At 34.0% G+C, this 24,988-nt stretch carries 21 protein-coding genes and 1 riboswitch; of the genes, 12 read left to right on the top strand and 9 right to left on the bottom strand.

Annotated features, from left to right (window positions below; translation table 11 throughout):
* Positions 1-250 precede the first annotated feature (250 nt).
* Positions 251-1,927 carry an oligo-1,6-glucosidase gene (malL, locus tag ACVWY7_RS10825; protein WP_105989231.1) on the top strand — a complete coding sequence of 559 codons (1,677 nt, stop codon included), beginning with the start codon at positions 251-253 and terminating at the stop codon, positions 1,925-1,927.
* 40 nt (positions 1,928-1,967) lie between these two features.
* Here the strand turns inward: malL and ACVWY7_RS10820 are convergent, their stop codons facing one another.
* Positions 1,968-3,728 carry an alpha-glycosidase gene (locus ACVWY7_RS10820; RefSeq protein WP_456523778.1) on the bottom strand — a complete coding sequence of 587 codons (1,761 nt, stop codon included), beginning with the start codon at positions 3,726-3,728 and terminating at the stop codon, positions 1,968-1,970.
* Between the two features lie 327 nt (positions 3,729-4,055).
* On the opposite strand from ACVWY7_RS10820, the gene ACVWY7_RS10815 reads away from it, so the two are divergent.
* From ACVWY7_RS10815 to malR, 4 genes are all read left to right on the top strand, one after another.
* Complete coding sequence (locus ACVWY7_RS10815) at positions 4,056-5,315, top strand: extracellular solute-binding protein (RefSeq protein ID WP_456523777.1); 1,260 nt, start codon at positions 4,056-4,058, stop codon at positions 5,313-5,315.
* Positions 5,316-5,391: 76 nt separating this feature from the next.
* Positions 5,392-6,693 (top strand): maltosaccharide ABC transporter permease MalC, encoded by a 1,302-nt coding sequence (gene malC, locus ACVWY7_RS10810; protein WP_456523776.1) that lies wholly within the window; start codon positions 5,392-5,394, stop codon positions 6,691-6,693.
* Positions 6,694-7,536 (top strand): maltosaccharide ABC transporter permease MalD, encoded by an 843-nt coding sequence (malD, locus tag ACVWY7_RS10805; protein WP_456523775.1) that lies wholly within the window; start codon positions 6,694-6,696, stop codon positions 7,534-7,536. It begins immediately after the preceding gene.
* 269 nt (positions 7,537-7,805) lie between these two features.
* Positions 7,806-8,837, top strand: coding sequence for a maltose operon transcriptional repressor MalR (malR, locus tag ACVWY7_RS10800; protein ID WP_202295406.1), 1,032 nt, complete (start codon positions 7,806-7,808; stop codon positions 8,835-8,837).
* Between the two features lie 4 nt (positions 8,838-8,841).
* On the opposite strand, the gene ACVWY7_RS10795 is transcribed toward malR, so the two are convergent.
* Positions 8,842-10,005 carry an aminotransferase A gene (locus ACVWY7_RS10795; RefSeq protein WP_000434590.1) on the bottom strand — a complete coding sequence of 388 codons (1,164 nt, stop codon included), beginning with the start codon at positions 10,003-10,005 and terminating at the stop codon, positions 8,842-8,844.
* A 122-nt stretch (positions 10,006-10,127) separates the two neighbouring features.
* On the bottom strand, positions 10,128-10,328 hold the full coding sequence (locus tag ACVWY7_RS10790; protein ID WP_000929284.1) for a hypothetical protein: 201 nt from the start codon (positions 10,326-10,328) through the stop codon (positions 10,128-10,130).
* Positions 10,329-10,638: 310 nt separating this feature from the next.
* On the opposite strand from ACVWY7_RS10790, the gene kinB reads away from it, so the two are divergent.
* Positions 10,639-11,913, top strand: coding sequence for a sporulation sensor histidine kinase KinB (gene kinB, locus ACVWY7_RS10785; RefSeq protein WP_456523774.1), 1,275 nt, complete (start codon positions 10,639-10,641; stop codon positions 11,911-11,913).
* 53 nt (positions 11,914-11,966) lie between these two features.
* Here the strand turns inward: kinB and ACVWY7_RS10780 are convergent, their stop codons facing one another.
* A complete protein-coding gene (locus tag ACVWY7_RS10780) occupies positions 11,967-12,716 on the bottom strand; it encodes a DUF3967 domain-containing protein (RefSeq protein ID WP_000388464.1) in 750 nt (249 codons plus the stop codon).
* Between the two features lie 236 nt (positions 12,717-12,952).
* Here ACVWY7_RS10780 and nucA point away from each other — a divergent pair, with 236 nt between their 5' ends.
* A complete protein-coding gene (gene nucA / locus ACVWY7_RS10775; protein WP_000811492.1) occupies positions 12,953-13,387 on the top strand; it encodes a DNA-entry nuclease in 435 nt (144 codons plus the stop codon).
* 36 nt (positions 13,388-13,423) lie between these two features.
* Positions 13,424-13,813 carry a competence protein ComJ gene (gene comJ, locus ACVWY7_RS10770; RefSeq protein WP_000424033.1) on the top strand — a complete coding sequence of 130 codons (390 nt, stop codon included), beginning with the start codon at positions 13,424-13,426 and terminating at the stop codon, positions 13,811-13,813.
* Positions 13,814-13,849: 36 nt separating this feature from the next.
* Here comJ and metE read toward each other — a convergent pair whose 3' ends face one another.
* The 3 genes from metE to ACVWY7_RS10755 all read right to left on the bottom strand — a co-directional run bounded on the left by metE (position 13,850) and on the right by ACVWY7_RS10755 (position 19,256).
* Entirely contained in the window at positions 13,850-16,138 is a 2,289-nt protein-coding gene (metE, locus tag ACVWY7_RS10765; protein WP_456523773.1) for a 5-methyltetrahydropteroyltriglutamate--homocysteine S-methyltransferase, read from the bottom strand.
* Positions 16,139-16,266: 128 nt separating this feature from the next.
* Positions 16,267-16,454: riboswitch (cobalamin riboswitch) on the bottom strand.
* Positions 16,455-17,065: 611 nt separating this feature from the next.
* The gene (locus ACVWY7_RS10760; RefSeq protein ID WP_000062080.1) at positions 17,066-17,623 is read right to left on the bottom strand and encodes a PadR family transcriptional regulator; all 558 of its coding nucleotides are present in this window, start codon (positions 17,621-17,623) and stop codon (positions 17,066-17,068) included.
* Positions 17,624-17,714: 91 nt separating this feature from the next.
* Positions 17,715-19,256: an MDR family MFS transporter gene (locus ACVWY7_RS10755; RefSeq protein ID WP_001989620.1), complete on the bottom strand. Its 1,542-nt coding sequence runs from the start codon at positions 19,254-19,256 to the stop codon at positions 17,715-17,717.
* 424 nt (positions 19,257-19,680) lie between these two features.
* Between ACVWY7_RS10755 and ACVWY7_RS10750 the strand changes: the two genes are divergently transcribed.
* Positions 19,681-20,181 (top strand): hypothetical protein, encoded by a 501-nt coding sequence (locus tag ACVWY7_RS10750; RefSeq protein WP_000708179.1) that lies wholly within the window; start codon positions 19,681-19,683, stop codon positions 20,179-20,181.
* Positions 20,182-20,212: 31 nt separating this feature from the next.
* Here ACVWY7_RS10750 and ACVWY7_RS10745 read toward each other — a convergent pair whose 3' ends face one another.
* Entirely contained in the window at positions 20,213-20,446 is a 234-nt protein-coding gene (locus ACVWY7_RS10745) for an SPP1 phage holin family protein (protein ID WP_000939450.1), read from the bottom strand.
* Between the two features lie 164 nt (positions 20,447-20,610).
* On the opposite strand from ACVWY7_RS10745, the gene ACVWY7_RS10740 reads away from it, so the two are divergent.
* Both ACVWY7_RS10740 and ACVWY7_RS10735 read left to right on the top strand, forming a co-directional pair.
* Positions 20,611-21,252, top strand: coding sequence for a diguanylate cyclase domain-containing protein (locus tag ACVWY7_RS10740; RefSeq protein ID WP_000680828.1), 642 nt, complete (start codon positions 20,611-20,613; stop codon positions 21,250-21,252).
* A gap of 806 nt (positions 21,253-22,058) precedes the next feature.
* Entirely contained in the window at positions 22,059-22,721 is a 663-nt protein-coding gene (locus ACVWY7_RS10735) for a YkyA family protein (protein WP_088120871.1), read from the top strand.
* A gap of 31 nt (positions 22,722-22,752) precedes the next feature.
* On the opposite strand, the gene ACVWY7_RS10730 is transcribed toward ACVWY7_RS10735, so the two are convergent.
* The gene (locus ACVWY7_RS10730) at positions 22,753-23,211 is read right to left on the bottom strand and encodes a YkyB family protein (protein WP_000804868.1); all 459 of its coding nucleotides are present in this window, start codon (positions 23,209-23,211) and stop codon (positions 22,753-22,755) included.
* A 177-nt stretch (positions 23,212-23,388) separates the two neighbouring features.
* Here ACVWY7_RS10730 and ppx point away from each other — a divergent pair, with 177 nt between their 5' ends.
* On the top strand, positions 23,389-24,927 hold the full coding sequence (gene ppx / locus ACVWY7_RS10725; RefSeq protein WP_088120870.1) for an exopolyphosphatase: 1,539 nt from the start codon (positions 23,389-23,391) through the stop codon (positions 24,925-24,927).
* Positions 24,928-24,988: the final 61 nt, after the last annotated feature.

Raw genomic sequence — 24,988 nt, 5'->3', positions numbered from 1 at the left:
CTAGAAATAATTATGCAAACGTTTTCTTTGAATTCATTATAAACGAATAGATTCAAAAAATAAACAAAAAAATAAAACGTTTTCATACATTAGAAGAATATTATTAAGTTTCATCTGTTTTCTTAGAAAAATAAGAATAAAAGTTGTAAGCGCTATTTTAAATTCAGATAGAATCTGTTATCATTCATTAATGAAAACGTTTGCGCCTTAAAAAGAGAAAATCTAATGATGAATGAAATGGGGTAGCATAATGGAAAAACAGTGGTGGAAAGAAAGTGTAGTATATCAAATTTATCCTCGTAGCTTTATGGATAGCAATGGTGATGGTATCGGGGATCTTCGCGGTATTATTTCAAAGTTAGATTACTTAAAAGAATTAGGGATTGATGTGATTTGGTTATCGCCAGTTTATGAATCTCCAAATGATGATAATGGTTATGATATAAGTGATTATTGTAAAATTATGAATGAGTTCGGAACAATGGAAGATTGGGATGAGCTATTACATGAAATGCATGAACGTAATATGAAACTGATGATGGACTTAGTTGTTAATCATACTTCTGATGAACATAATTGGTTTATTGAATCACGTAAATCAAAAGATAATAAATATAGAGATTACTATATATGGCGTCCTGGAAAAGAAGGAAAAGAGCCGAATAACTGGGGAGCAGCTTTTAGTGGATCAGCATGGCAGTATGATGAAATGACAGATGAATATTATTTACATCTGTTTTCTAAAAAACAGCCAGATTTAAATTGGGATAATGAAAAGGTAAGACAAGATGTTTATGGAATGATGAAGTTTTGGTTAGAAAAAGGAATTGATGGCTTCCGCATGGATGTTATTAATTTTATTTCTAAAGAAGAGGGATTACCAACTGTTGAAACAGAAGAAGAGGGGTATGTTTCAGGTCATAAGCATTTTATGAACGGTCCAAACATTCATAAATATTTACATGAAATGAATGAAGAAGTATTGTCTCATTATGATATTATGACGGTTGGTGAAATGCCTGGTGTAACGACAGAAGAAGCGAAATTGTATACTGGGGAAGAACGAAAAGAACTGCAGATGGTATTCCAATTTGAACATATGGATTTAGATTCAGGAGAAGGTGGAAAATGGGATGTAAAACCATGTTCACTCCTTACTTTAAAAGAGAATTTAACGAAGTGGCAAAAAGCGTTAGAACATACAGGTTGGAATAGTCTGTATTGGAATAACCATGATCAGCCTCGCGTTGTATCTCGTTTTGGTAATGATGGCATGTATCGCATTGAATCTGCGAAAATGTTAGCGACGGTACTTCATATGATGAAAGGAACACCGTATATTTATCAAGGAGAAGAAATTGGAATGACGAACGTCCGATTTGAGTCGATTGATGAATATCGAGATATTGAAACGTTAAATATGTATAAGGAAAAAGTTATGGAGCGCGGTGAAGATATAGAGAAGGTGATGCAGTCTATCTATATAAAAGGCCGAGATAATGCTAGAACACCGATGCAGTGGGATGATCAAAATCACGCTGGATTTACAACAGGTGAACCTTGGATTACGGTAAATCCTAACTATAAAGAGATTAATGTGAAACAAGCGATTCAAAATAACGATTCAATTTTTTATTACTATAAAAAATTAATTGAGTTACGCAAAAATAATGAAATAGTTGTGTATGGATCATATGATTTAATATTGGAGAATAATCCATCTATCTTTGCATACGTAAGAACATATGGAGATGAAAAACTTCTTGTTATTGCAAACTTTACTGCGGAAGAATGTATATTTGAATTGCCTGAGGACATTAGTTATAGTGAAGTAGAGTTACTCATACACAATTACGACGTAGAGAATGGACCGATAGAAAACATACCATTACGTCCGTATGAAGCAATGGTATTCAAATTGAAATAAGAAAAATCCTTATACCACTTTGGTATAAGGATTTTTTTGGTTACCATTTTAATATGGAGAATCCATATGGAGGAAGTGTAACTTGTAATACACTTGCTTCCGCTGAAAATTCTTCGTTTGTATAAATATTAATGATTTTCTTTCCAGTAACATGGAGAGGGAGTGAAGCTGTAATATCACTATTAGTCGGATTTAAAACGAAAAAGATCGTTTCATCTTCATATGTTTTAGTATAAGAAATATAATTATATTCATCATTTGCTTCAATGAATTGGAAAGTACCATGTCCTCCAAATGCTTTATATTGCTTTCGTAATGAAATTAATGTTTGTACATGTGTAAATAATGTATGATCTTGTTCTTCCGTATCCCAAACCATACATTTGCGACAATCTGGGTCCATACCGCCGTCCATACCAATTTCGTCTCCATAATAAATACAAGGAGAGCCGATGAAAGAAAGATGGAATACATAAAGTAATTTTAACTTATTTTTATCTCCGTTACATGTTGTCAAAATTCTTGGTGTATCATGGCTATCTAATAAATGAAATGCTGCTTCATTTACATTCATAGAGTAGGAATGTAGAGATTCTGTAATTTGTTTCATAAATTCATTTGCCTTAATGGAATCGTTAGCAAAGTAAGACAGTAGGGCGTTTGTAACAGGATAGCTCATGACAGCATCGAATTGATCTCCTTGTAGCCATGGAAGTGCATCGTGCCAAATTTCTCCTAAAATATATACTTCAGAATTTAATGCTTTTATCTCACTTCGAAATTCTCTCCAAAAGTTATGGTCGACTTCATTTGCTACATCAAGGCGCCAACCGTCTATATTGAATTCTCTCACCCAATAACGCCCTACTTCAAGTAAGTATTCTTTTACATCCGGGTGCGCTGTGTTTAATTTCGGCATATACGGTGTAAACGCGAAAGTATCATAATTCGGGAGTGGTTCAGTTCTAATTGGGAACTCATGAATATGGAACCATTCTTTATATGCTGACTGCTCACCATTTTGTAGTACGTCTTGAAATTTATCGAAAAAGTATCCACTGTGATTGAATACAGCATCGAGCATTACTTTTATACCGTGTGTATGACATGCCTGAACGAGTTCTTTGAATGTTTCTTTTGTACCAAATTGTGGATCGATTTCCATGTAGTCAATTGTGTCATATTTATGGTTTGAATGTGCTTTGAAAATAGGTGTGAAATATATTCCTGAAATTCCAAGCTTAACAAGGTAATCAAGGTTTTGAATAATACCAGCAAAATCTCCACCGAAAAAATTAGTTGGAGTTGGCTTAGCGTTGCCCCAAGGAAGGGTGTTTTCTGGATTCAGCGTACAATCTCCATTAGCGAACCGTTCTGGGAAAATTTGATACCAAACAGTATCTTTAATCCAAGAAGGTGCTTTGAATACATCATTTGCATGAATAAATGGAAAACAGAAAAAGTTACCAACGTCATCATTTGGAGTGGTAGAAAAAAATCCTCGCTCTGCATAAATAAGAGTGTCTGTATCGTTTTTTAATTCAAATCCATAACGTAAGCGTTTAAATTTCGGCTCGATGGAAATGAACCAATAATCAAACAATGCAGTAGAACCAGTTTTTTTCATCGGTGTACTTGAAGAAATCCACTTCCCGTCTTTCCATTCATAAGGATCACCATAAATAAGAGTGGTGCTTTGAACATCGTCTCTTTTCGTACGTATTCGGATGTGAATCGTTTTTTCATCGTAAGCGTATGCGTAATTATCTTTTGGCCTATGATAAATGGCTTCTTTAAGCATATAGAAAATCCTCCTTTAATATCCTTATACATATTATTCCCTTAAATGTGATAATAAAGCTTATATTGCAAACGATTGCTTTTCTCATATCTTTAATGTTGCTTACAAGAGTAGTATTGACTTTATATAAAGTCAATGTATAAAGAGTTTAACTATATTAATTTAAAAATATATATTTGCAAAATTAATAAAAAAATGTATAATGATAGACAAATAGTGCAAACGTTTTCATGGTTTGCGTGATATTGTTTGTGCTTCTATTAAACAATCAAATGCAAACGTTTTCGATTGTTAAAGTACATAGACAATTTAAGGAGGTTTTTTGGGATGAAGAAAGCATTGTCATTATTAACGGTTTCAGCATTATCAATTGGTATGTTATCTGCATGTGGACCGAAAGATTCAGGGGGAAAAGGGGAAAGTAAAGCGAAAAAAGACTATGATCTTCTTGTTTGGGAAGATCATAAAAAGGGTGTTGGTTTAGAACCAGCAGTGAAAAGCTTTGAGGAAAAATATAAAGTAAAAGTAAAAGTTGTTGAAATGCAAATGACAGATCAAGTGAAGAAGTTACGACTTGATGGGCCAGCGGGGACTGGACCAGATGTTGTAACATTGCCACACGATCAAATCGGAAATGCAGTAACAGAAGGTCTACTTTCTGAAGTGAAAGCAGATGATGCTGTAAAGAGTAAATTTACTAATTCATCAATAGAAGCACAGACATATAACGGAAAATTATATGGTTTACCAAAAGCAATTGAGACACCAGTCTTTATTTACAATAAAAAACTAATGCCAAAAGCGCCAGAAACGATGGACGAGTTGTTTAACTTCTCAAAAGAGTTTACGAAAGATGGCAAGTACGGATTTTTAACATTAGGAGATAACTTCTACTTTGCTAATGCATTCATGGCAGGTATGGGTGGTTATGTATTTGGTGAAAAAGATGGAAAGCCAAATGCAAGTGATATTGGATTAAATAATAGCGGTGCGGTACAAGGTGCTGAATATATTCAAAAATGGTACAAAGAAAAGTTATTCCCGAAAGGTATTATCGGTGAATCTGGTGGACCTGCTGCTGATGGACTATTTAATGAAGGAAAAGCAGCTTCTATCATGAACGGACCATGGGCGTTCCAAACGATGGAGAAGAACGGAATTGATTATGGCGTTGCTCCAATGCCAAAATTACCAAATGGTCAACCGATGAAAACGTTCGTTGGCGTAAAAGGATGGCATGTAACAAGCTTCTCTAAACAAAATGATTTAGCTACTAAATTCGCTGAATGGGTAACAAATGAAGAAAACGCAAAAATTCGATTTGAGAAAACAAAAGAAATTCCTCCAGTAAAATCAGTAATGGAAGATCCAATCATTAAAGATAACGAAGCTGCAAAAGCAGTTGCAACGCAATCTGAAAATGGAATTCCAATGCCAAACATTCCAGAAATGCAAGAAGTTTGGAAACCAGCTGGAGATGCGCTTCAATTAGTTGTTACAGATAAAGAGGCACCAAAAGCGGCGCTTGATAGTGCAGTGAAGCAAATTAAAGGTAATATTGAGGCAAATCATAACAAGAAAAAATAAGGTGAAATTCGTGCCTCTACTATGAGAGGCACGAATTCTCTCCCTTCCATGTAGGAAGAAAAAAGGGGGAAGGAACATGCAAACATCTATGGAACCAGCAAATGGGTTAAACCATTCAAAGCATAGGAAAATGGCAACCATGTTATCAATCATTCCAGGCGTGGGTCAAATGTATAATAAACAATTTGTAAAAGGTCTTATTTTTCTAGTATTAACAGGTTCATTTATTGTAGCCTTTGCTGATTTATTAAATATGGGATTATGGGGTATCGTAACGCTTGGTACAGAAGTTCCACGTGACCATTCTGTCTTTCTATTAGTAGAAGGAATCTTGGCTCTTATCGTTATCGCTTTTGGGCTCAGCATATATGCATTTAACTTATATGATGCATACCAAAATGGAAAGAAACGTGATATCGGAACACCGTTAAATTCTGTAAAAGAGCAATACCGTAATTTGTTAGATCAAGGTTTTCCTTATTTAATGGTTTCACCAGGTTTTCTACTACTTATCTTTGTTGTCGTATTTCCAATCATCTTCGTAATTTTAATCGGATTTACAAACTATGATTTATATCATTCTCCTCCAGCTAAATTAGTAGATTGGGTGGGCTTTAAAAACTTTATTGATATTTTCACTTTACCGATGTGGAGAGAGACATTTTTAAGTGTATTCTCTTGGACTGTCATTTGGACATTCGTTGGAACAACATTACAAGTTGCGCTTGGCATTTTCTTAGCAATTATCGTAAATCAGCCTGGTATTAAAGGGAAGGCGATTATTCGAACAATCTTCATTTTACCGTGGGCGGTTCCAGCATTCGTATCCATTCTTGTTTTCTCTGGTATGTTTAATGAAACATTCGGAGCGATTAACAATCAAGTATTAGCTTTATTCGGAATTGAAAAGATTGCTTGGATGACAGATCCATTTTGGGCGAAGATTGCTTTAATTATGATTCAAACGTGGCTTGGATTCCCGTTCGTCTTTGCAATGACAACAGGTATACTGCAATCGATTCCGGGAGAATTATACGAAGCGGCTACAGTAGATGGAGCTACAGCTTGGCAACAGTTTCGTAAAATTACATTGCCACTTGTTCTATATGCAACAGCACCAATATTAATTACGCAATATACGTTTAACTTTAATAACTTTAGTATCATCTATCTATTTAATGACGGAGGTCCTGCTGTAGCTGGACAAGACGCAGGTGGAACGGATATTTTAATTTCATGGATTTATAAGTTGACGATGACTTCGGCGCAGTACGGGAAAGCCGCAGTTCTTACAATGATATTATCGTTAATCGTTATTACAGTTGCGTTATGGCAATTTAAGAGAACAAAATCATTCCAAGAAGAGGATATGATGTAAATGAATATTAAAAGACAGAAGATGTTACGTCTCTCATTAAGTTATTTAGTTATTTTCGTAATGTGTGCCATCATTTTCTATCCACTATTATGGATAATTGGCTCATCCTTTAATCCAGGTGATAGTTTATCAGGATCAAGTATTATTCCGAAAAATGCAACGCTAGATCATTATCGTGAGTTACTAGATTTGGATAAAAGTAATTATTTACTCTGGTATAAAAACACATTAAAAGTCAGTGTTTTAACAATGATTTTCTCAGTGTTAGCAATTAGTTTTACTGCTTATGCATTTTCGAGATATCGTTTTGTTGGAAGAAAGAATGGTTTATTAACATTTTTAATTCTGCAAATGATTCCAAACTTTGCAGCGTTAATCTCACTTTACATATTAGCACAGTTAACAGGGCTAATTGATACACATCTAGCGTTAATTTTAATTTATGTAGGCGGGGCTATTCCGATGAATACATGGCTTATGAAAGGGTATTTTGATACGATTCCGAAAGAGTTGGATGAATCAGCTCGAATGGATGGAGCAGGGCATTTCCGTATTTTCTGGCAAATCATTATGCCACTTGCAAAACCAATCGTAGCGGTTGTAGCGTTATTTACTTTCATTGGTCCATTTACAGATTTCATTTTAGCGAGTATTATTTTGCGAACACCTGAAAATTATACTTTAGCAGTTGGATTATATGAAATGGTTGCGAAGAAATTCGGTAATGAATTTACAACGTTTGCAGCGGGTTCTGTGTTAATTGCGATCCCAATTTCAATTTTATTCCTATCACTACAAAAATATTTTGTTTCCGGTTTAACAGCTGGAGGTACAAAAGGATGAAAAATGGGACATTACGTCCCATTTTTCTTTTCATCTCCCTATAAATAAGTTTATAGGAAGATGAAAAGAGATTTGACATCCCATATGAAAAGAAGTGAAATAAATAGTATATTATAGTATAGGAAAAAATAGCTATATCCCTTACAATACATGAAGAGGGAGAATAGGATTAATTTTGCAAGATATAAAAAATGAAAATTTATGACTTGCAATGAGTGCGAGATAAAATATATGAAAAATGGCAGAGAAATGAGAGGAGGGGGATTTTTATGACAGTTACAATTAAAGATGTGGCGAAGAAGGCGAATGTAGCACCATCTACCGTTTCTCGTGTAATTGCTGATAATCCAAGTATAAGTGAAAAAACAAAGCGTCGTGTTCGGAAAGTAATGAGTGAACTAGGGTATCATCCTAATTTAAACGCAAGAAACCTAGCTAACCAAACAACAAAAACAATTGGCCTTGTTATGCCAAGTTCTGCAAGTAAAGCTTTTCAAAATCCTTTTTTCCCAGAAGTTATAAGAGGAATTAGTTCATTTGCACATGTGGAAGGGTATGCGCTTTATATGTCGACAGGTGAAACGGAAGATGAAATTTTTAACGGTGTTGTAAAGATGGTGCAGGGGCGCCAAATTGGTGGCATTATTCTTTTATATTCAAGAGAGAATGATCGGATTATTCAATATTTACATAAACAAAATTTTCCGTTCGTATTAATTGGGAAACCATATGATCGTAAAGAAGAAATTACATATGTAGATAATGACAATTATACAGCTGCAAGAGAAGTGGCAGAATATTTGATTTCATTAGGTCATAAACAAATCGCATTCATCGGCGGTGGATCAGATTTACTTGTAACGAGAGATCGTTTGGCTGGTATGAGTGATGCTTTAAAATTAGCAGACATTGTATTGCCCAAAGAATATATTTTACATTTTGATTTTTCAAGAGAAAGTGGTCAACAAGCCGTTGAGGAATTAATGGGGCTAAAGCAACCACCGACAGCAATTATGGCAACGGATGACTTGATTGGTCTTGGTGTGTTAAGTGCACTTTCTAAAAAAGGGTTTGTTGTACCCAAGGATGTTTCAATTGTAAGTTTCAACAATGCTTTATTATCAGAAATTGCGAGTCCGCCACTCTCGACAGTTGATGTGAATATATACCAGCTAGGATATGAAGCTGCAAAAGCTTTAGTTGATAAAGTAGAGAATGCGGAGTCTACTGCAAAGTGTATTATTATTCCGCATAAATTACTGAAGCGTCAAACTTGCGATCATTATGCAACAAAAAGCTAAGAGTTTAACTCTTAGCTTTTTGTTGTAGAAAGGCTTCTAAACGGTCACAGCCTTCTTTTAAAGTTTCAATACTATATGCATAAGACAAGCGAAGGTAGCCTTCACCATATTCAGAGAATGCTGTTCCAGGAACGACGGCAAGTCCAGCTTCTTTGACAAGGTCAAGTGCAAAATCAAATGATGAAGATGTTAAATGGCCAACATATGGGAATAAGTAAAATGCACCTGTTGGCTTTTCAACTGTTAAGCCCATTTGAATAAGTCTATTATATACGTAATCACGGCGTTTTTTGTATTGATGGCGCATCATTTTTGGTGCATCTTTAGCAGCTGTTAATGCTTCAATTGCAGCATATTGAGCGATTGAAGTAGCGCACGTTACGTTGTATTGATGAACTTTTAATATATGCCCAGCTAAATAGCTTGGTGCAAATAATAGACCGATACGCCAGCCAGTCATAGAATGCGATTTTGATAAGCCGTTAATGACGATAGTCTTTTCACGCATTTCTGGGAAATGAGCAATCGATGTATGTGTTTGTTCATATACAAGTTCACTATAAATTTCATCAGAAAGGACGAAAATATTTTTATCTTTTAAAACATCTGCAATATCTTGTAGTTCTTTTTTAGATAAAGTGACACCAGTTGGATTAGAAGGATACGGCAGTACGACGCATCTTGTTTTTTCTGTAATAGCATTTTCCAGTGCTTCGGCTGTTAAACGGAAGCCAGTTTCACGAACATCGATAAAAATAGGTGTTGCACCGCATAATCGAATAATCGGCTCGTATCCGGGATAAATAGGAGCAGGTAAAATGACTTCTGTTCCTGGCTCTAAAATCGTTCGAAATGCAACATCAATTGCTTCACTGGCACCAATTGTAACGATGGTTTCGGTTTCAGGTGAATAATGTAAATCGTAGTTATCTTTTACAAAGTTACAAGCTGCCTTGCGTAATTCTAGTAAACCAGCGTTATGTGTGTAGCTTGTATAATTTTCTGTAATAGCCCGTTTTGCCGCTTCTTTTACAAGAGAAGGTGTAGGAAAATCGGGTTGTCCAATTGTTAAAGAGATAAGGTTATCGTAGTTTTGAATCATGTTAGAGAATTGGCGGATCCCAGAAATTTGGATGTCCTTCACTCTAGGATTAATGAATTGTTCCATTGTATCTCCCTTTCTTCCGTTTGAAAATTAAGTTCATTTTAACATATTTTCTATCATTTCGCTTGCGTATATGTTACGTAGAAAGAGAGGGATAATAGAAAAAAAGCCGCTGTAAGCGACTTTTAATATCCGTACTCCCAATCTATTTCATCCTCATTCCAAAGTACAGATGATACTTTGCCAAGGTGAACAACCGATTCATTCACAGCACATGTGCAATTTGCCTCTCCTGTTTTATGCTGTAACTCTTCATATACTGATTTTTCAACATTTTCTAGAACGACTAAATTCTCTTCTTTTAAAACAAGCGTAGTACCCGCCATATTTATCTTCCTCCTACTAAAATAATGATCACTTATTTGTAAACATAGATAGTATGGATTATATGCTGTATTTTGCTATAGTTGTCCGTCTCATGAAGTATTTTTTTATTTTCTTTGTAATCCGTATTCATTGTATACTGCCGGACAGAAATTTGGTACAGGGTTTACATTCATTTCGAAAATCTGTAACAATTATTATGTGTTGTTAACAAAGAATTAACAAATATGTTAAGAAAAATCAAAATCTTACAACAAATACGTCTGTAAAATGATATAATCATATCAAAATACATATAGGGGATGAGAGGCTATGGAGCTTATCCGTGATTTAATGATCCAAATTGCCATCATTATTTTGCCACTATTTTTATACGAAGCGATTCGTTTAAATCGTTATCAAGAAATGCCTCCGAAGCCGAACCGCTACTTTATTATGTTTTTATCTAGCATTACACTCGTTCTCTCTATGACATACTCTATTTGTTTTGGGGACGTTTGTGGGTATAACTTTCACCCAATCCCGATGGTTAGTGGTTTTCTATATGGTGGGATTGTTGGTTTAGTCCCGGCTGCTATTTTTGTTGTATATGAATGGGTGCTAAAGGGAATAAACCTTCTTCCAGTTATAGAAGTAATATTCCTATCGATAGTTCCATTATTTTTATCAAAGAAATGGTCTCTATTTTCAAGGGATAAGAAGCTAATTTTGGCCTTTATGATTTCATCATTGTACGTACTCGTTTCTTTAGTGATTGGCATGATTAATGTTCTGCTAGAAACGGGGTTTACACCATATGTTTCGCACTTATATAGCGGATACATATTCGCTTCGCTTATTATGGTTATGACAATGGTATTTCAGGTGTACTTAACAGAATATTTAAATGAAAATGCAATACTACGTACAGAGATGCAAAAGTCAGAAAAGCTTAATATTGTAAGTGAGTTAGCGGCAAGTGTTGCACATGAGGTTCGAAATCCGCTCACTGTTGTTCGTGGTTTTATTCAATTGCTTGAAAGTACGGAAGATGTGAAGAATAAGGATTATATGCGTCTCGTATTAGCCGAATTAGACCGGGCAGAACAAATTATTTCAGATTATTTGAATTTAGCAAGGCCACAAATTGAGAAGAAAGAACATATTTGCTTATCAGCCCAATTAATAGAAATGACAACCCTTATGTCATCATTTGCAGCGATGCAAGGTGTATATTTGCAAGTTGAGATTTCTGAAAGCCTTTATACGATTGGTGATAAGACGAAATTAAAACAAGCTATTATGAATGTTGTTAAAAATGGTATTGAAGCAATTCAAGGAAATAAAGGATATTTAAAGGTAACGGCTATGCAAAAAGATGAAACGATTGTAATAAGAGTTAAAGATAGTGGTGTTGGTATGACGAAAGAACAGTTAGCCAGGCTCGGACAACCGTATTATTCTTTAAAAGAAAAAGGAACAGGATTAGGTCTTATGGTAACATTTAGTATTTTACAAGCACATAATGGTACGCTGGAATATAAAAGCGAAAGTGGGAAAGGCACGGAAGCAATTATTATATTACCAGCTGTAAGAAATAAGGAATAAAAGTTACCGATGGAAGGTAACTTTTTATTTTATATAGGAAAAAATATATTATTTTATTCAGTTGTTTTTTCTTGTTTTGTTCGGCTAAATAAACTTCTAAATGATTGGAAAAAGCTTTGTTCTTTTGAAGCAGCAACTAATCTTTTTGTTTCTTGAATTTCACGAATGACTTGCATAAGTTGTGCATCACGATTGCTGTCTTTATTATAAATTTGATTTACGAGTTTATTCATTTTTTCTTCTTGCTTAGATTCTCGTTTATACATATGATTCATTAATAAGTCCATCTTTTCTTTTTGCAAGGCATCTGTTTGAGCGGCATGATCTACTAACTCCTGTAGCATCTTTTCTTGAGAGCCTTCTTTTACATAAACTTGTTGCATCAATTCATCTAGCTTTTCATCTTTTAAACGATTTTGGGTAATTAGGGTAGAATTTTGATGAATAATTGCTTCATTTAACTGAGCGAGCATTTCAAGTTTTAACATAAACTCCTCAAAGTTACGCCCATCTTCTTTTTCTTTCGGTTGTATCTCTTGCTTATCTTGTATAACTGGTACAGGAGGAGCTTCTTTTTCTTTTAAAATAATTGGTATCGTTTCTGAAATGTCTTCTTGTAATGTAGCAGCTCTTTCATGTATAGATTTCAATAGTTTTAAATCATCCAGTTTATAAATACGAGCATCAGCTGTTTTGGAGATCATATAACCATGTTCCTCTAACAGTTGACTATATTTGCGAACTATATGTTTTGGGATGCCTGTTTTATTCGTGACATCTTTCGTTTTATAGGTAGCTTCCATCATATTTCCTCCCCAAAAAGTATCGTATATATCATTTCAATCTTTTATGAGGACTTCCTTTGAAAAAGAATGTCGGAAGGTTATTAGTTTTCTACAGCATTAGTGAAAAGATGAAAAAAAATGAGAGTTTTTGGCGGAATGGCGAAGAAGAGATAAAATAATGTCTGAAAACATAGACAGGATAAGTTTGTTATAATAACTGAGGAAAAGAAACTGGTAGAGTCACGGAGGTATACATGAAGCAATTAAAAGGTATTATCATTTCAATTATTGCAATTCTTTCTATTTTAGTAGCGGTTTATGAAGTACTTGTTCCAGAGGAAACAAGTACAAAAAAAACAAATGCGTATGATCAAGTTCTAGAATTTCCGAAAGAGAGATATCCAGAAACAGGGAAACATATTACGGATGCGATAAAGGAAGGACATTCAGAAGTTTGTACAATCGACCGTGGTGGCGCTGCGGATAGAAGAAAGTTATCGTTAGCTCCATACCCATCAAAAAAAGGGTATGATCGTGATGAATGGCCAATGGCGATGTGTAAAGAAGGCGGAAAAGGAGCACATATCGAATATATAAGTCCAGCAGATAACCGCGGAGCAGGGTCTTGGGTAGGAAATAAGTTAGATAAATACCCAGATGGTACGCGTGTGAAATTTGACGTAAAGTAGTAGTTGCATATTTCATAATGAAGGAGGAGGGGAACGATGGAGTTAACAATTTCTTATTCGCAATTAATGTTAATGAACTATGATGGTGAGCAGCCTTACGTTGACTGGACGGATGAAGATTTTGAAAGAGGTTATGCGAAGGCAGATGGAACTGTTATTTTTGAAGCACTTTCTGATTATACTTGTGAAGTAAAAGTGACCCCAGGGAAACATATTGAGAAAGAAGAAGTGGTTAGAACGGTTGCAGTTCCTTTTACAGTTGAAAATGAATGTATCGTTGTAACAAGTATTCTTTCAAATAAATTTCAAATCCCTATTCCAAATGGTGAGTATACAGTTGTATTACAGGCAACTCCTCTTGAAGAACCAACGGATGATGAATTATATAAAATACAATACGAATTCTTTTTTGAAAGTAAAGAATAAAAATGGGTTATCCTTTTGGAGGATAACCCATTTTTATTATGCGTTTGTTTTTAGTAGGGAACGAGCATCTTTTGCTGCTTGCACCATATGTTCTAGAGCTGGAATAACTTCTTCTGTTCTTCTCGTTTTTAAACCACAATCAGGATTAATCCAGAAATATTTAGGATCGCATACTTGTAAAGATTGTTCTACGATTTTATACATTTCATCTTTACTTGGTACACGTGGGCTATGAATATCATATACACCTAGACCGATGCCCTTTTCGTATGTTGTATGTTTTAATGTATCAATAAATTCTCCGTGACTTCTTGATGTTTCGATAGAAATCACATCTGCATCTAATGCACGAATCGCGTCAACAATATCTTCGAAGTTACTGTAACACATATGCGTATGAATTTGTGTTTCATTTGCTACAGAAGAAGTTGCTAAAAGGAAGGATTGTACTGCCCATGTAATATAAGCGTCCCAATCTTTTTCTTTCAGTGGCATTCCTTCACGAAGTGCTGGCTCATCGACTTGGATTACTCGAATTCCAGAAGATTCAAGTAGTTCAATTTCATGACGAAGAGCTAATGCGATTTGATACGAAACTTCTTTTCTTGGAATGTCATTTCGAACGAAGGACCAATTTAAAATCGTAACAGGTCCAGTTAACATTCCTTTTACAACTTTTTCTGTTAAGCTTTGTGCATAAACAGTTTCCTTAATAGTCATTCCATCAATAAAGGCTACATCACCATAAATAACAGGTGGTTTTACGCAGCGAGAACCGTATGATTGTACCCAACCGTTTTTAGTGAATGAGAAACCAGCAAGGCGCTCACCAAAATATTCAACCATGTCAGTTCTTTCAAATTCACCATGCACAAGAACATCGAGACCGATTTCTTCTTGGTAACGAATCCATTTTTCTGTCTCTTTTTCAATAAATTGTTCATATTGTTCATTTGAAATAACACCGTTACGCCATTCTTTTCGCGTTTGGCGAACTTCAGTTGTTTGCGGGAAGCTACCGATAGTCGTTGTTGGTAACAACGGTAACTTTAGGGCAACTTGTTGTAATTCGTATCGTTTTTCAAATGGAAGAGGACGTGAAAAATCTTCTTCTTTTAGTGCTGTTCGTGCTGCTTTGACATCTTCTCGGTTACGTGCAGCAGATGAACGAATTGTATGATGTACGTTTCGATATGTTTCCAGTTCATTACTAATGCTTTCTGTACCTTGAGTCAGAGCGGAATGAATAAGAACTAACTCTTCTAATTTTTGATTTGCAAATGCCAACGCATCAAATAGCTCAGTTGATAAGTGAGTTTCTTCTGTTTTATCGATTGGTGTATGCAATAAGCTACAAGAAGGTTGAACGATGAGATCTTTCGTTTGGACTTGTTTTTGTAACGTTGTAAATAACGTAAGAACTTCATCAAGGTCAGCTCTCCAAATGTTACGGCCATCTATACAACCAACAGCTAAAGTTTTATCAGCTGGGAATCCATATTTTGAAATAGCATTTAAATTACCTTCTTTACCATGAACGAAATCTAATCCAATACTTGATACTGGGAATGTAATAATTTCTTCATAGTTTTCTTCTACACTATCAAAGTATGTTTGTAAAAGAAGAGTCGCATTTGGAACCTCTTTACGAATAGCTTCATAAATTTCTTTTGCTTGTTGAACTTCTTCTTTCGTTAAAGAAGCGAAAATCGGTTCATCAACTTGAATGATTTGTGCACCAGCTGCATGTAGTTCTGAAAGCAGTTGTACGTAAGGTGCAACTAACTGTTTTAAAATAGTAGCAAATTGCTCTTGTGTATAGCCTTTAGCTAATTTCAAGAAAGTATATGGTCCTAAAATAACAGGTTTTCCATCTACACCCAATTCTTGTTTTGCCTCTTCGTATAAGCGAAGTGGACGATTATCTTTTAAAGAGATTTGTAATCCCTCTTCATATTCAGGAACGATATAATGATAGTTTGTGTTAAACCATTTTGTCATTTCGGAAGCTACGTGATCTTTAGAGCCACGCGCCATTGCAAAATATACATCTAGGTAAGATGTAAACTCAGAAAAACGTGATGGGATAAATCCTAGCATATAAGCAGTATCCAAAACGTGATCGTAATATGTAAAGTCGCCAATTGGAATGAGTTCAATCCCTTTTTCTTGCTGTACTTTTACGTGTTGAAGGCGAATTTCTTTCATTGTTGTTAAAAATTGTTCTTCATTGATTTTATTGGACCAAAAAGCTTCCAATGTTTTTTTCCACTCTCGTTGTAATCCGATACGTGGATAACCTAAGTTACTTGTTTGAATTGCCATTTCAAATTCCTCCCTAATTAAAAGTAAGCACTTCCGTTTACTAGGAAATACCTATAACAAAAAGCATAAAGGCATAGAAAATAAGCCTTCCTTTTTGTTTTAACACCTCATCATCATCCGTGAATCTATCAGTGTTGTTAAAACAGGCAGGTCTCCTGACTTATGCTTCATATAATTTCTTTTACCTTCCCGTTTTCACAGTGGCACTACAAAGAAATCTCAGCATTTACAGTGGCGGGACCGTGTTGGAGTTTCACCAAGCTTCCCTTTTAAACACGAAACGAAATGTTCGTGTACCTATTTTCCTTTTGAAAGGAATTTAACAAGCGATATGATATTGAAACAAATTCTAACACAATTTTTGGAATTTTGTCTACTGTTTTGAAATAAGAAAATTCTAAAGTTTTTTATTTTTATTATTCTTATTTTTCTGATTAATAAAAAGGATTTAATTGGATTAAGCTTATAAAAAAGTGTGTACTTGTACAGAGGTAAGACGCTAATTATGTTGTTTAACAATTGGTCTATATTTTGGAATAAGGAAGGGGATTAGATGGTTCATTTCGAAATAGTAAGTTATCAAAAAAAAGAACAAGGTTACTGTATAAAGATGAATATACTAAGTTTATAGAAATGGGGAATTATATGAATTTCAAACAAAGAATTGAATACAGTTTGGATGAAAACCAACATCCTTTTTATATAGAATTTTAAGAAACAACTTTCCATTATGGGAAGTCAGTGATGAATAAATATTAGATTTTCAAACAAATGTATTGTTATATTTTTGAGCACAGTGAAGTATCTTGTATCGAAAATTAAACAGCTATATGATACCCTCGTCCTAAATTAGAACGGGGGTATGCTTGTTTTAGGTATTAAAATTAAATAACTTTATTGTCTTTTTATAGTTTTTTCTTTATAAGTTCACCCTTCATCTATATCAATTTCTGAAAGTCGCCCTTCAACTGCATCTGTAAGGAGGGTGTTTAACCATTGCAATTCAACTGTAATATGTTCAATAACGCTTTGCAAAATATATAGTTGGGCACGTGGAATTTTTCCTTTGCTACAATCATAAATAGTTTGCATATTATGTAAATATTGAATGGTGTCATTTTTCTTCTTTTCTAAAATAGGAACTAACTCTTGATCATTACCAAAATGAGCGAAAGAGAGTGCCGAATAAATTGGTTTATATATTTGATTTTTTGCCTCGAATTGTTTTAATAGTAACGTGTGAAATAATCGTTTACCTTCTTCTGTTATATGAAAGATTGTTTTATCTGGTCTATTCGTATCTCGAACAATAGTTGTAACACGAATGGCCCTTTGTTTTTCTAATTGCTCGAAGGCATAGTAAAGTGATCCTTTTGCATATTTAATATAACAGTCCATTTGTCGTTCTTTCATGATGTGCTGCACTTCATATGGATGTTTATCTCCTTCGAGTAGCAAGCCGAGAATGACTAATTTCATACTCATGCTGTTTCAACTCCTATATATAAAAACTTTATACATATTATAAACGGCATATCCGTTTTCATAAAGGGATATGCCGTTTCTTTTCTATATATTAACTTACCTGCTTCTGTTTTTGTTTCGTTTTTGGACCTGTAAAAAGGCGCTCATCTCCCATAAGTAAAATGCAAATAATACTTAGTACAGCCGGGATAAGTGCCCAGAAGAATGTACTGGCAATAGATGTAGCAAGAGCTTCTTTAATACCGGTTAATATTTCAGCTGGTATTTTATCGGTAGCACCTGGTGATAATAAGAAACTTGTGTCTCCACCCTTTGGAGCTAATTTTGCTAGTTCAGGAGGGAACACAGTGTTTAGTTTATCAGTAAAAATATGATTTTGAATTGTACCGAAAATTGTTACACCAAGAGTCATACCGAGTGAACGGAAGAATGAGTTTGTTGATGTAGCAGAACCACGGTCTCTCATTTCTAATTTGTGGATAGAAGACATACTTAAAACTGAGAATGAGAAGCCAACTCCAAGCCCAGCGAGAACCATAAATAGTGTTACGAGTAGGCGAGGTGTGTCCATTGTTAAAGTGCTTAGTAAATAAATACCAAGAACGAAGAAAACTCCAGATACCATCATAATGTTACGATAACTTGTTCGAGAAGCTAACTGTCCACCTGTTTGACTTCCAATTACAGAGCCAACCATCATAGGTGTTAATATCAATCCAGCATTTGAGGCTGAACCACCGAGAACACCTTGAACGAAGATTGGGATATAAACTGTACAGATGATAAAAGCGGCACCATAGAAAAAGGCAACACCTTGGCTAGCTGCGAATAAAGGTTTTTTAAATAGATGGAAAGAAATGATAGGCTCGGTTGCTTTTCGTTCTACGAAGAAGAAAATAATAAGCATAATAACAACGGTTGTAAATAAGCCGATAATTACAGTGGAATTCCATGCGTATTCTTTACCACCAAGTTCTAAGGCGAACATTAAGCAAACGATACTAATAACAAGTGTAATAGCGCCAGCCCAATCAATTTTTTGTTTTCTAAATTCTAGAGATTCACTGTAGTATTTCGTAATGAAGAAGAAGGAGATAAGTCCTAATGGGATATTAATATAGAAGACCCAGTGCCAACTTATATAGTCTGTAATATACGCACCTAATAAAGGACCGAATACACTAGATGTCCCGAAAACAGCACCGAATAGCCCTGTCATTTTTCCACGCTTTTCTGGTGGGAATATATCGTACATAATTGTGAAGGCGATAGGCATAAGAGCGCCGCCACCAATTCCTTGAATTGCTCTATAAATACTTAGTTGCTCAATACTAGATGCTGTTCCGCAAAGTGCAGAGCCGAACAAGAAAAGAATAAGGCCACCAATATAAAAGCGTTTCCGTCCATACATATCAGAAAGTTTTCCGAAGATAGGCATCCCTGCCATTGTTGCTACCATATATGCAGACGTGACCCAAACGAACTTGTCAAATCCTCCTAGATCTCCAACGATTGTTGCCATTGCTGTTGCAACAATTGTATTATCCATTGCCGCCATTAAAATACCAAGTAGTAAACCAGCAACAACAAATTTTGTCTTGTTGGAGTCTTTTTTTAATAATTGAGATTCCAAAGATAACCCTCCTTTAATAATAAGTAAACTATATTAAGTTTTGAGTGCAGCGCATAAAAATTAAAAGTATAGTTTTTTTAATCAATTTATACAAGTGCACTGACAAGCCATAAAGAATATTATAGTCAAATTTGACTAAAAGGCAAACTTTTTCTTCCGTCAAAATATTCTGTTGTATGGACAGCGAAAGAGTAAGTAATACTTAGTATTGATATAAAGTCAATAAAGGAAATTGTAAAAAAATATTTCAGTAAGAATACGTCTGTTAACAAATGAAAAATGGTTTTTTCTTTATATTGTCGAATAGGATAAAAGGAAGGGTAGTAACTATACATCGTTTTGCAACAAGCTTTATTAATATTGTGTAGAGAGGCAGAATAAGGTCGTATGGATATGATGCATCTGAAATGGGGTGAATATTATTATGAAAATATGGAAACGAATTTCGGATCAAGGAAGGCATTCAATACCTCTACAACCAGTATTATGGATTGATGGCTCAAAAAAGGAAAACGAATGTCCTAACATAGCAGTTACATTACAAATCCGTAGTATGTATAAAGAAAAATTTTCATATGAACTGATCTATGATGTAAACGACATACTTATTATTCGAATTGAAGTTGAAAATAAAGGAATGGAAATGATTTCACGAGTTGTAGTAAGCCATATGATTCGAGATTATTTTGCCTATATTCCAAATTCATTAAAGGCTGATAAGGGGATGAGCGAGTTTTTGTTTCAGCTTGTAAGGTGGAGAATCGATAATTTATTACCGGATGAGAAGGTAGAATTAATTTGTAAAATAAAAGCAAATAAAGATAAAGCACTCAAAAACGCATTATTTCAGGCTACATATACATTTCAATATAACGGAGTATCATATGGTCCACTGCAAACAAATGAAGTTGTGGTGCGACAATGATAAAAAGGAACCTGTATGGAAGGTTCCTTTTTTAGTGAAGATTGTGCTTTTTGAGTACTTTCTTTTGTTCTATTCCTTTTTTTCCTACATAGTTATTTTTGAAGCCAAAGTATAGAATAAATAAAAATGAAGCAACATTCACAATAGCATCGATTTGATCGTTTGTAATAAAGTTTATTCCGAAAGAATTGAATAGTAATTTTAAGGATAATAGAAAGCCCGCTAGTAAACGTATAATATCTGATAGATTTTCTTTTTGTAGCATATAGGTCGCTCCTTTTTAAAAACGATATATAGTATATATATGAAATGAAGTAGAAAAGGTAGACAAGTTTAAGCGGAAATGTACACCTAATATGTACATTTTTTATTTTGTAGAAAAACATAATTGTTATAGAAACATATATTGGTATAGAAGGGAGGAAAAGTATGAAACATAAAGGGAAAATTAGTGGATTACTACTTGGGAATACAGTGGCAGTTACAGAATGGATTGCGCTTCAGGATGTAATTACAAAACTGGATTCACGATCATTTTATACCGTCTTTATTATTTATATATTGCAAATGATACTCAGCTATTATTTTGGACATTGGTATGATAAAAAAGCGAGTGAGCAGGTGGATACGGAAGTAGGAGGAATGGCAAGTAATGATTTTGTAGTTGATTTTTTTGAGAAAGTAGCTGCTTTATCAGAACGGGATTCTCATAATATTACAGTGTATATTCTTTCTGTGAAAGAATGGAAAGAACTAAAAGAAACAGTGCAAGAAAAGAAAATGGAGGTGTTAATACAGAAACTGGAGAGTACAATTGTAAAGACAATTCGCAAAGGGGATGTTGTTACTAGGTGGGATGAAAATAAGTATGTGATTGTGGCGATTGATAACGGACATGAAAAGTCGACAATAACAAACCGGTTAATGAAAAATATTGAAAGTGAAATAGAGAATGGTTTGTTAAGTATGACGCTATTATTTGGAGCTGCTAGTTATCCAATAGAAGGAAAAACTTTTGAAGAATTGTTAAGAAAAGCACAAAATCAATTGTATCAGAATAGAAATTCGTAAGGAAATAAGTAAAACTTTGATTTGAAGAAATATGATATGAAGAAGTTTTGATTGTAACATTTTTTTGACTTTTATTACAAAAGGGACTTTTTTTGTAATAAAAGTCTTTAAAAATATATGAAATAGGCATATAATTATGATGGATGTGTCAATGCATTTTGCACAATGTGTTTCATTTTAAAAGTGTAGAGGAAAGCATACTCTACACTTTTCCTTTTTAGGGAATGGCAAGAATAATTGTAAGTTGTTGCAAGATAGCATTTATACTGTGTAAAATGAACAAAGAGATTATTTGATAGAAAGCGGGAAAGGGAATGATAGAATGATAGACGTGAGAGAACAACGAACATCTTTTATCAGGTAAATGATTACTGTTGTTCTTCAAATTATTATGGTTGTGATGAATTCCGTTGTACTTTTATCCGACTTTAATGGGCAGTAAGACCCCCACCTCAAAATTCAGCGAAAGCAAAGAAGTTAGGTGGGGGATCAACTGCCCATAAAAGTCCGATTGGTTCAACTAATAATCAGTGGGGGATGAAGAACCCCCCCACTGATTAAAGTTTCACTTTATGTAATACATAGTATGAATAGGTTTTAAAAAGTGCCAAGTAACAGATGGATATGAAACTGCTATTTAGTTTAAAAGCGGAAAATGTAATTTCAAGTAATACAATTTGTACAAGTATTATAAACAATATGAATGATTTTCGTAAAAAAGGTGCGAGTGTGGAGTTTTGTTTATAGAAGGATATATAATTTCATAGCTTTTTACACGATGATCGTATATAAGTAGGAGGAAAAAGATGTTGAAATATAGTAAATTAGCAATTGTAACTGCATTATCAATGACTTTACTAGCCGGTTGTTTCGGACCAAAACCAGAAGAGGAATTATATGTTGCGTTTGAAAATGCTGCAAAGCAAGAAAAAACAATGTTTGAAGATGCAAAAAAACTTGAAACTTTAGAGAAAGAGGGACAAGAGTTATATAACCAGATTGTTCAAGAAGGAAAAGATAATAATCAAACTGTTAAGGAAAAACTGAACCAAGCAGTGAAAAATACAGATGAACGAGAAAAAGTGCTTAAAAAAGAAAAAGAATCTTTAAATAAGGCGCAAGAAGAAGTGAAATCAGCAGATAAATATGTGAAGAAAATTGAAGATAAGAAATTGAAAGGTCAAGCGGATAAAGTAAAAAGTACATATGAGAAACGACATGATTCATTTAATAAAATGTATGACAGCTATAATAAATCGTTAAAACAAGAAAAAGAATTATATACAATGTTACAAGATAAAGGTACAAAATTAAAAGATATTAGTGAAAAAGTAAAAGCAGTAAATCAATCTTATAAGGATATTGATTCAGAAAAAGATAAGTTTAATGAATTCACGAAATCTTATAATACAGAAAAAATAGCTTTTTATAAACAAGCAAATATTAAAATTAAAGAAGAGAAAAAATAAAACAGTTTGGCCTACAATTGGCCAAACTGTTTTATTTTTTTGTATAAGTACGACTATACCATGGAACAGGTTCACTTAATTTTTTTTCTTGTTTTAGCGCTTCAGGACCAATATAATCTTGAAGTGTTTTTTTTGCTACTGTTAAAGATAAGGTTGTTTTCGGATTTCGATAGGAGGATTCAAGATGACCGAGATGTGGTAGGATTCGAAAATCTTCTTTTGTAGGAGGAATATGGAAAAAGTAATCACCTAAACGTATAAGAACATCAGATTGTTGTTGGCTAAAACGTGGATTTCTTGAGAAATGTAATCCTTCTTTAATAGCTTTTTTTTCAGTAATTAAGCGTTCTAAAGCTGTTTTTTTTAACCAGTATAAATACTTCGGATTAGTTGCAGCTTTAGCATGACGATTCACAACGAAAATAGATTGAGCTAGTCGATTAATAGAATGTTGGTTTTGTAATTGAGATTGTGGTTGTGAAGGTTTCATATTGAATCTCCTTTCAATTTTCCATTATTATACCATAAGTAAAAGCGATTTTTATTATATGCAAAAAGTGATTGTATATATTTTCAATATTAAAGCAATATTGTTACAAAAAACAACTATTTTGTATAATAGTAATAGAATGTGTTTTAGAAATTTGATAATGAAAGAGTGAGAAGTTTGAAAGAAATATTAAAACAGCAATATGCCATTATAGATATTGGATCTAATACAATGCGTTTAGTTATTTATGAAAAACAAAACGGGGGTTTTTATAAAGAGATTGAAAATACGAAAGTGGTTGCAAGGTTAAGGAATTACTTAGTCGATGGCGTGTTGATTGAAGAAGGAATAGAGGTATTGTTACAAACATTATTTCAATTTCAAGAAAGTACACGATTCCATCAGTTGCACCATGTACTTTGTGTTGCAACAGCAACAATTAGACAGGCTAAGAATCAAGAGGAAATTAAAAAACTTGTTGAAGGACAAACAGACTTTACTCTTAGAGTATTATCAGAATATGAAGAAGCACGTTACGGCTATTTAGCAGTTATGAATTCAACTTCGTTCTCTGAAGGGATTACAGTAGATATTGGTGGGGGGAGTACGGAGGTTACATACTTTCGAAATAGAGAGATTCTAGAGTATCATAGCTTTCCTTTTGGAGCACTTTCTTTAAAGCAACAATTTATTAAAGACGATATACCTACAGAAGAAGAGTTGGAAAAGCTTCAAACGTATCTAGAATATCAATTTCGAACATTACCATGGTTAATTGATAAGAAATTGCCTCTTATTGCAATTGGTGGTAGTGCGAGGAACTTAGTGAAAATCCATCAAAATTTAATTTGTTATCCTATAGCAGGAGTACATTTATACAAGATGAAAGAAGAAGATATTAAAAATGTGAAAGAAGAATTGGAAGCATTGTCGTTCATAGAACTTCAAAAATTAGAAGGATTGGCAAAAGATCGAGCAGATACAATTGTTCCAGCAGTCGAAGTATTTCATATGCTTGTTAATGTTATAGAGGCGCCAGCATTTGTATTAAGTAGAAAAGGATTACGAGAAGGTGTTTTCTATGAAGAGTTGACAAAAGATTTGGGGATTTCATATTATCCGAACGTAGTCGAAGAAAGTTTGTATTTATTATCACATGAATATGAAATGGATATGGAATTTGTAATGCAGCTTATTAAACATGGGAGATTGATTTGTCAACAGCTTGAAGAAACAGGGCTGATTTCTATGTCAGTAGAAGACTGGGAAGTATTCCATCAAGCAGCGAAAGTATTTAATATAGGCAAATATATAGACGAAGAAGCGAGCCGCTTACATACGTTTTATTTATTAGCGAATAAAACAATTGATGGTATGATGCATAAAGAGCGAGTTAGATTAGCGCTTATTGCGTCTTATAAATCAAAAATGTTATTCAAACAACATTTGTCTCCATTTGAAGGCTGGTTTGATAAAAACGAACAAAAAAAAATCCGCCTATTAGGGGCTGTTTTACAATTTTCAGCAGCTCTAAATATAAGACAAAGATCGCTTGTTGAATCCATATCTATAACAGAAAGTAAAGAAGGATTAACATTTGAAATTGTATGTGAACAATCGGCGTTAGCGGAAAAAGTGCAAGCTGAAAAGCAGAAGAAACAGCTAGAAAGAGTATTGAAAACAAATATTATCTTGTTATTTAAATTAAAGAATTGAGTTGTACGGATGTCTTTACGAAAAATTTACACTTTATAATATTGTAATTTGCTAAAATGAA

The organism is Bacillus sp. TE9106W (assembly GCF_054062215.1).
This window is presented reverse-complemented; position numbering and strand designations above follow the sequence as displayed.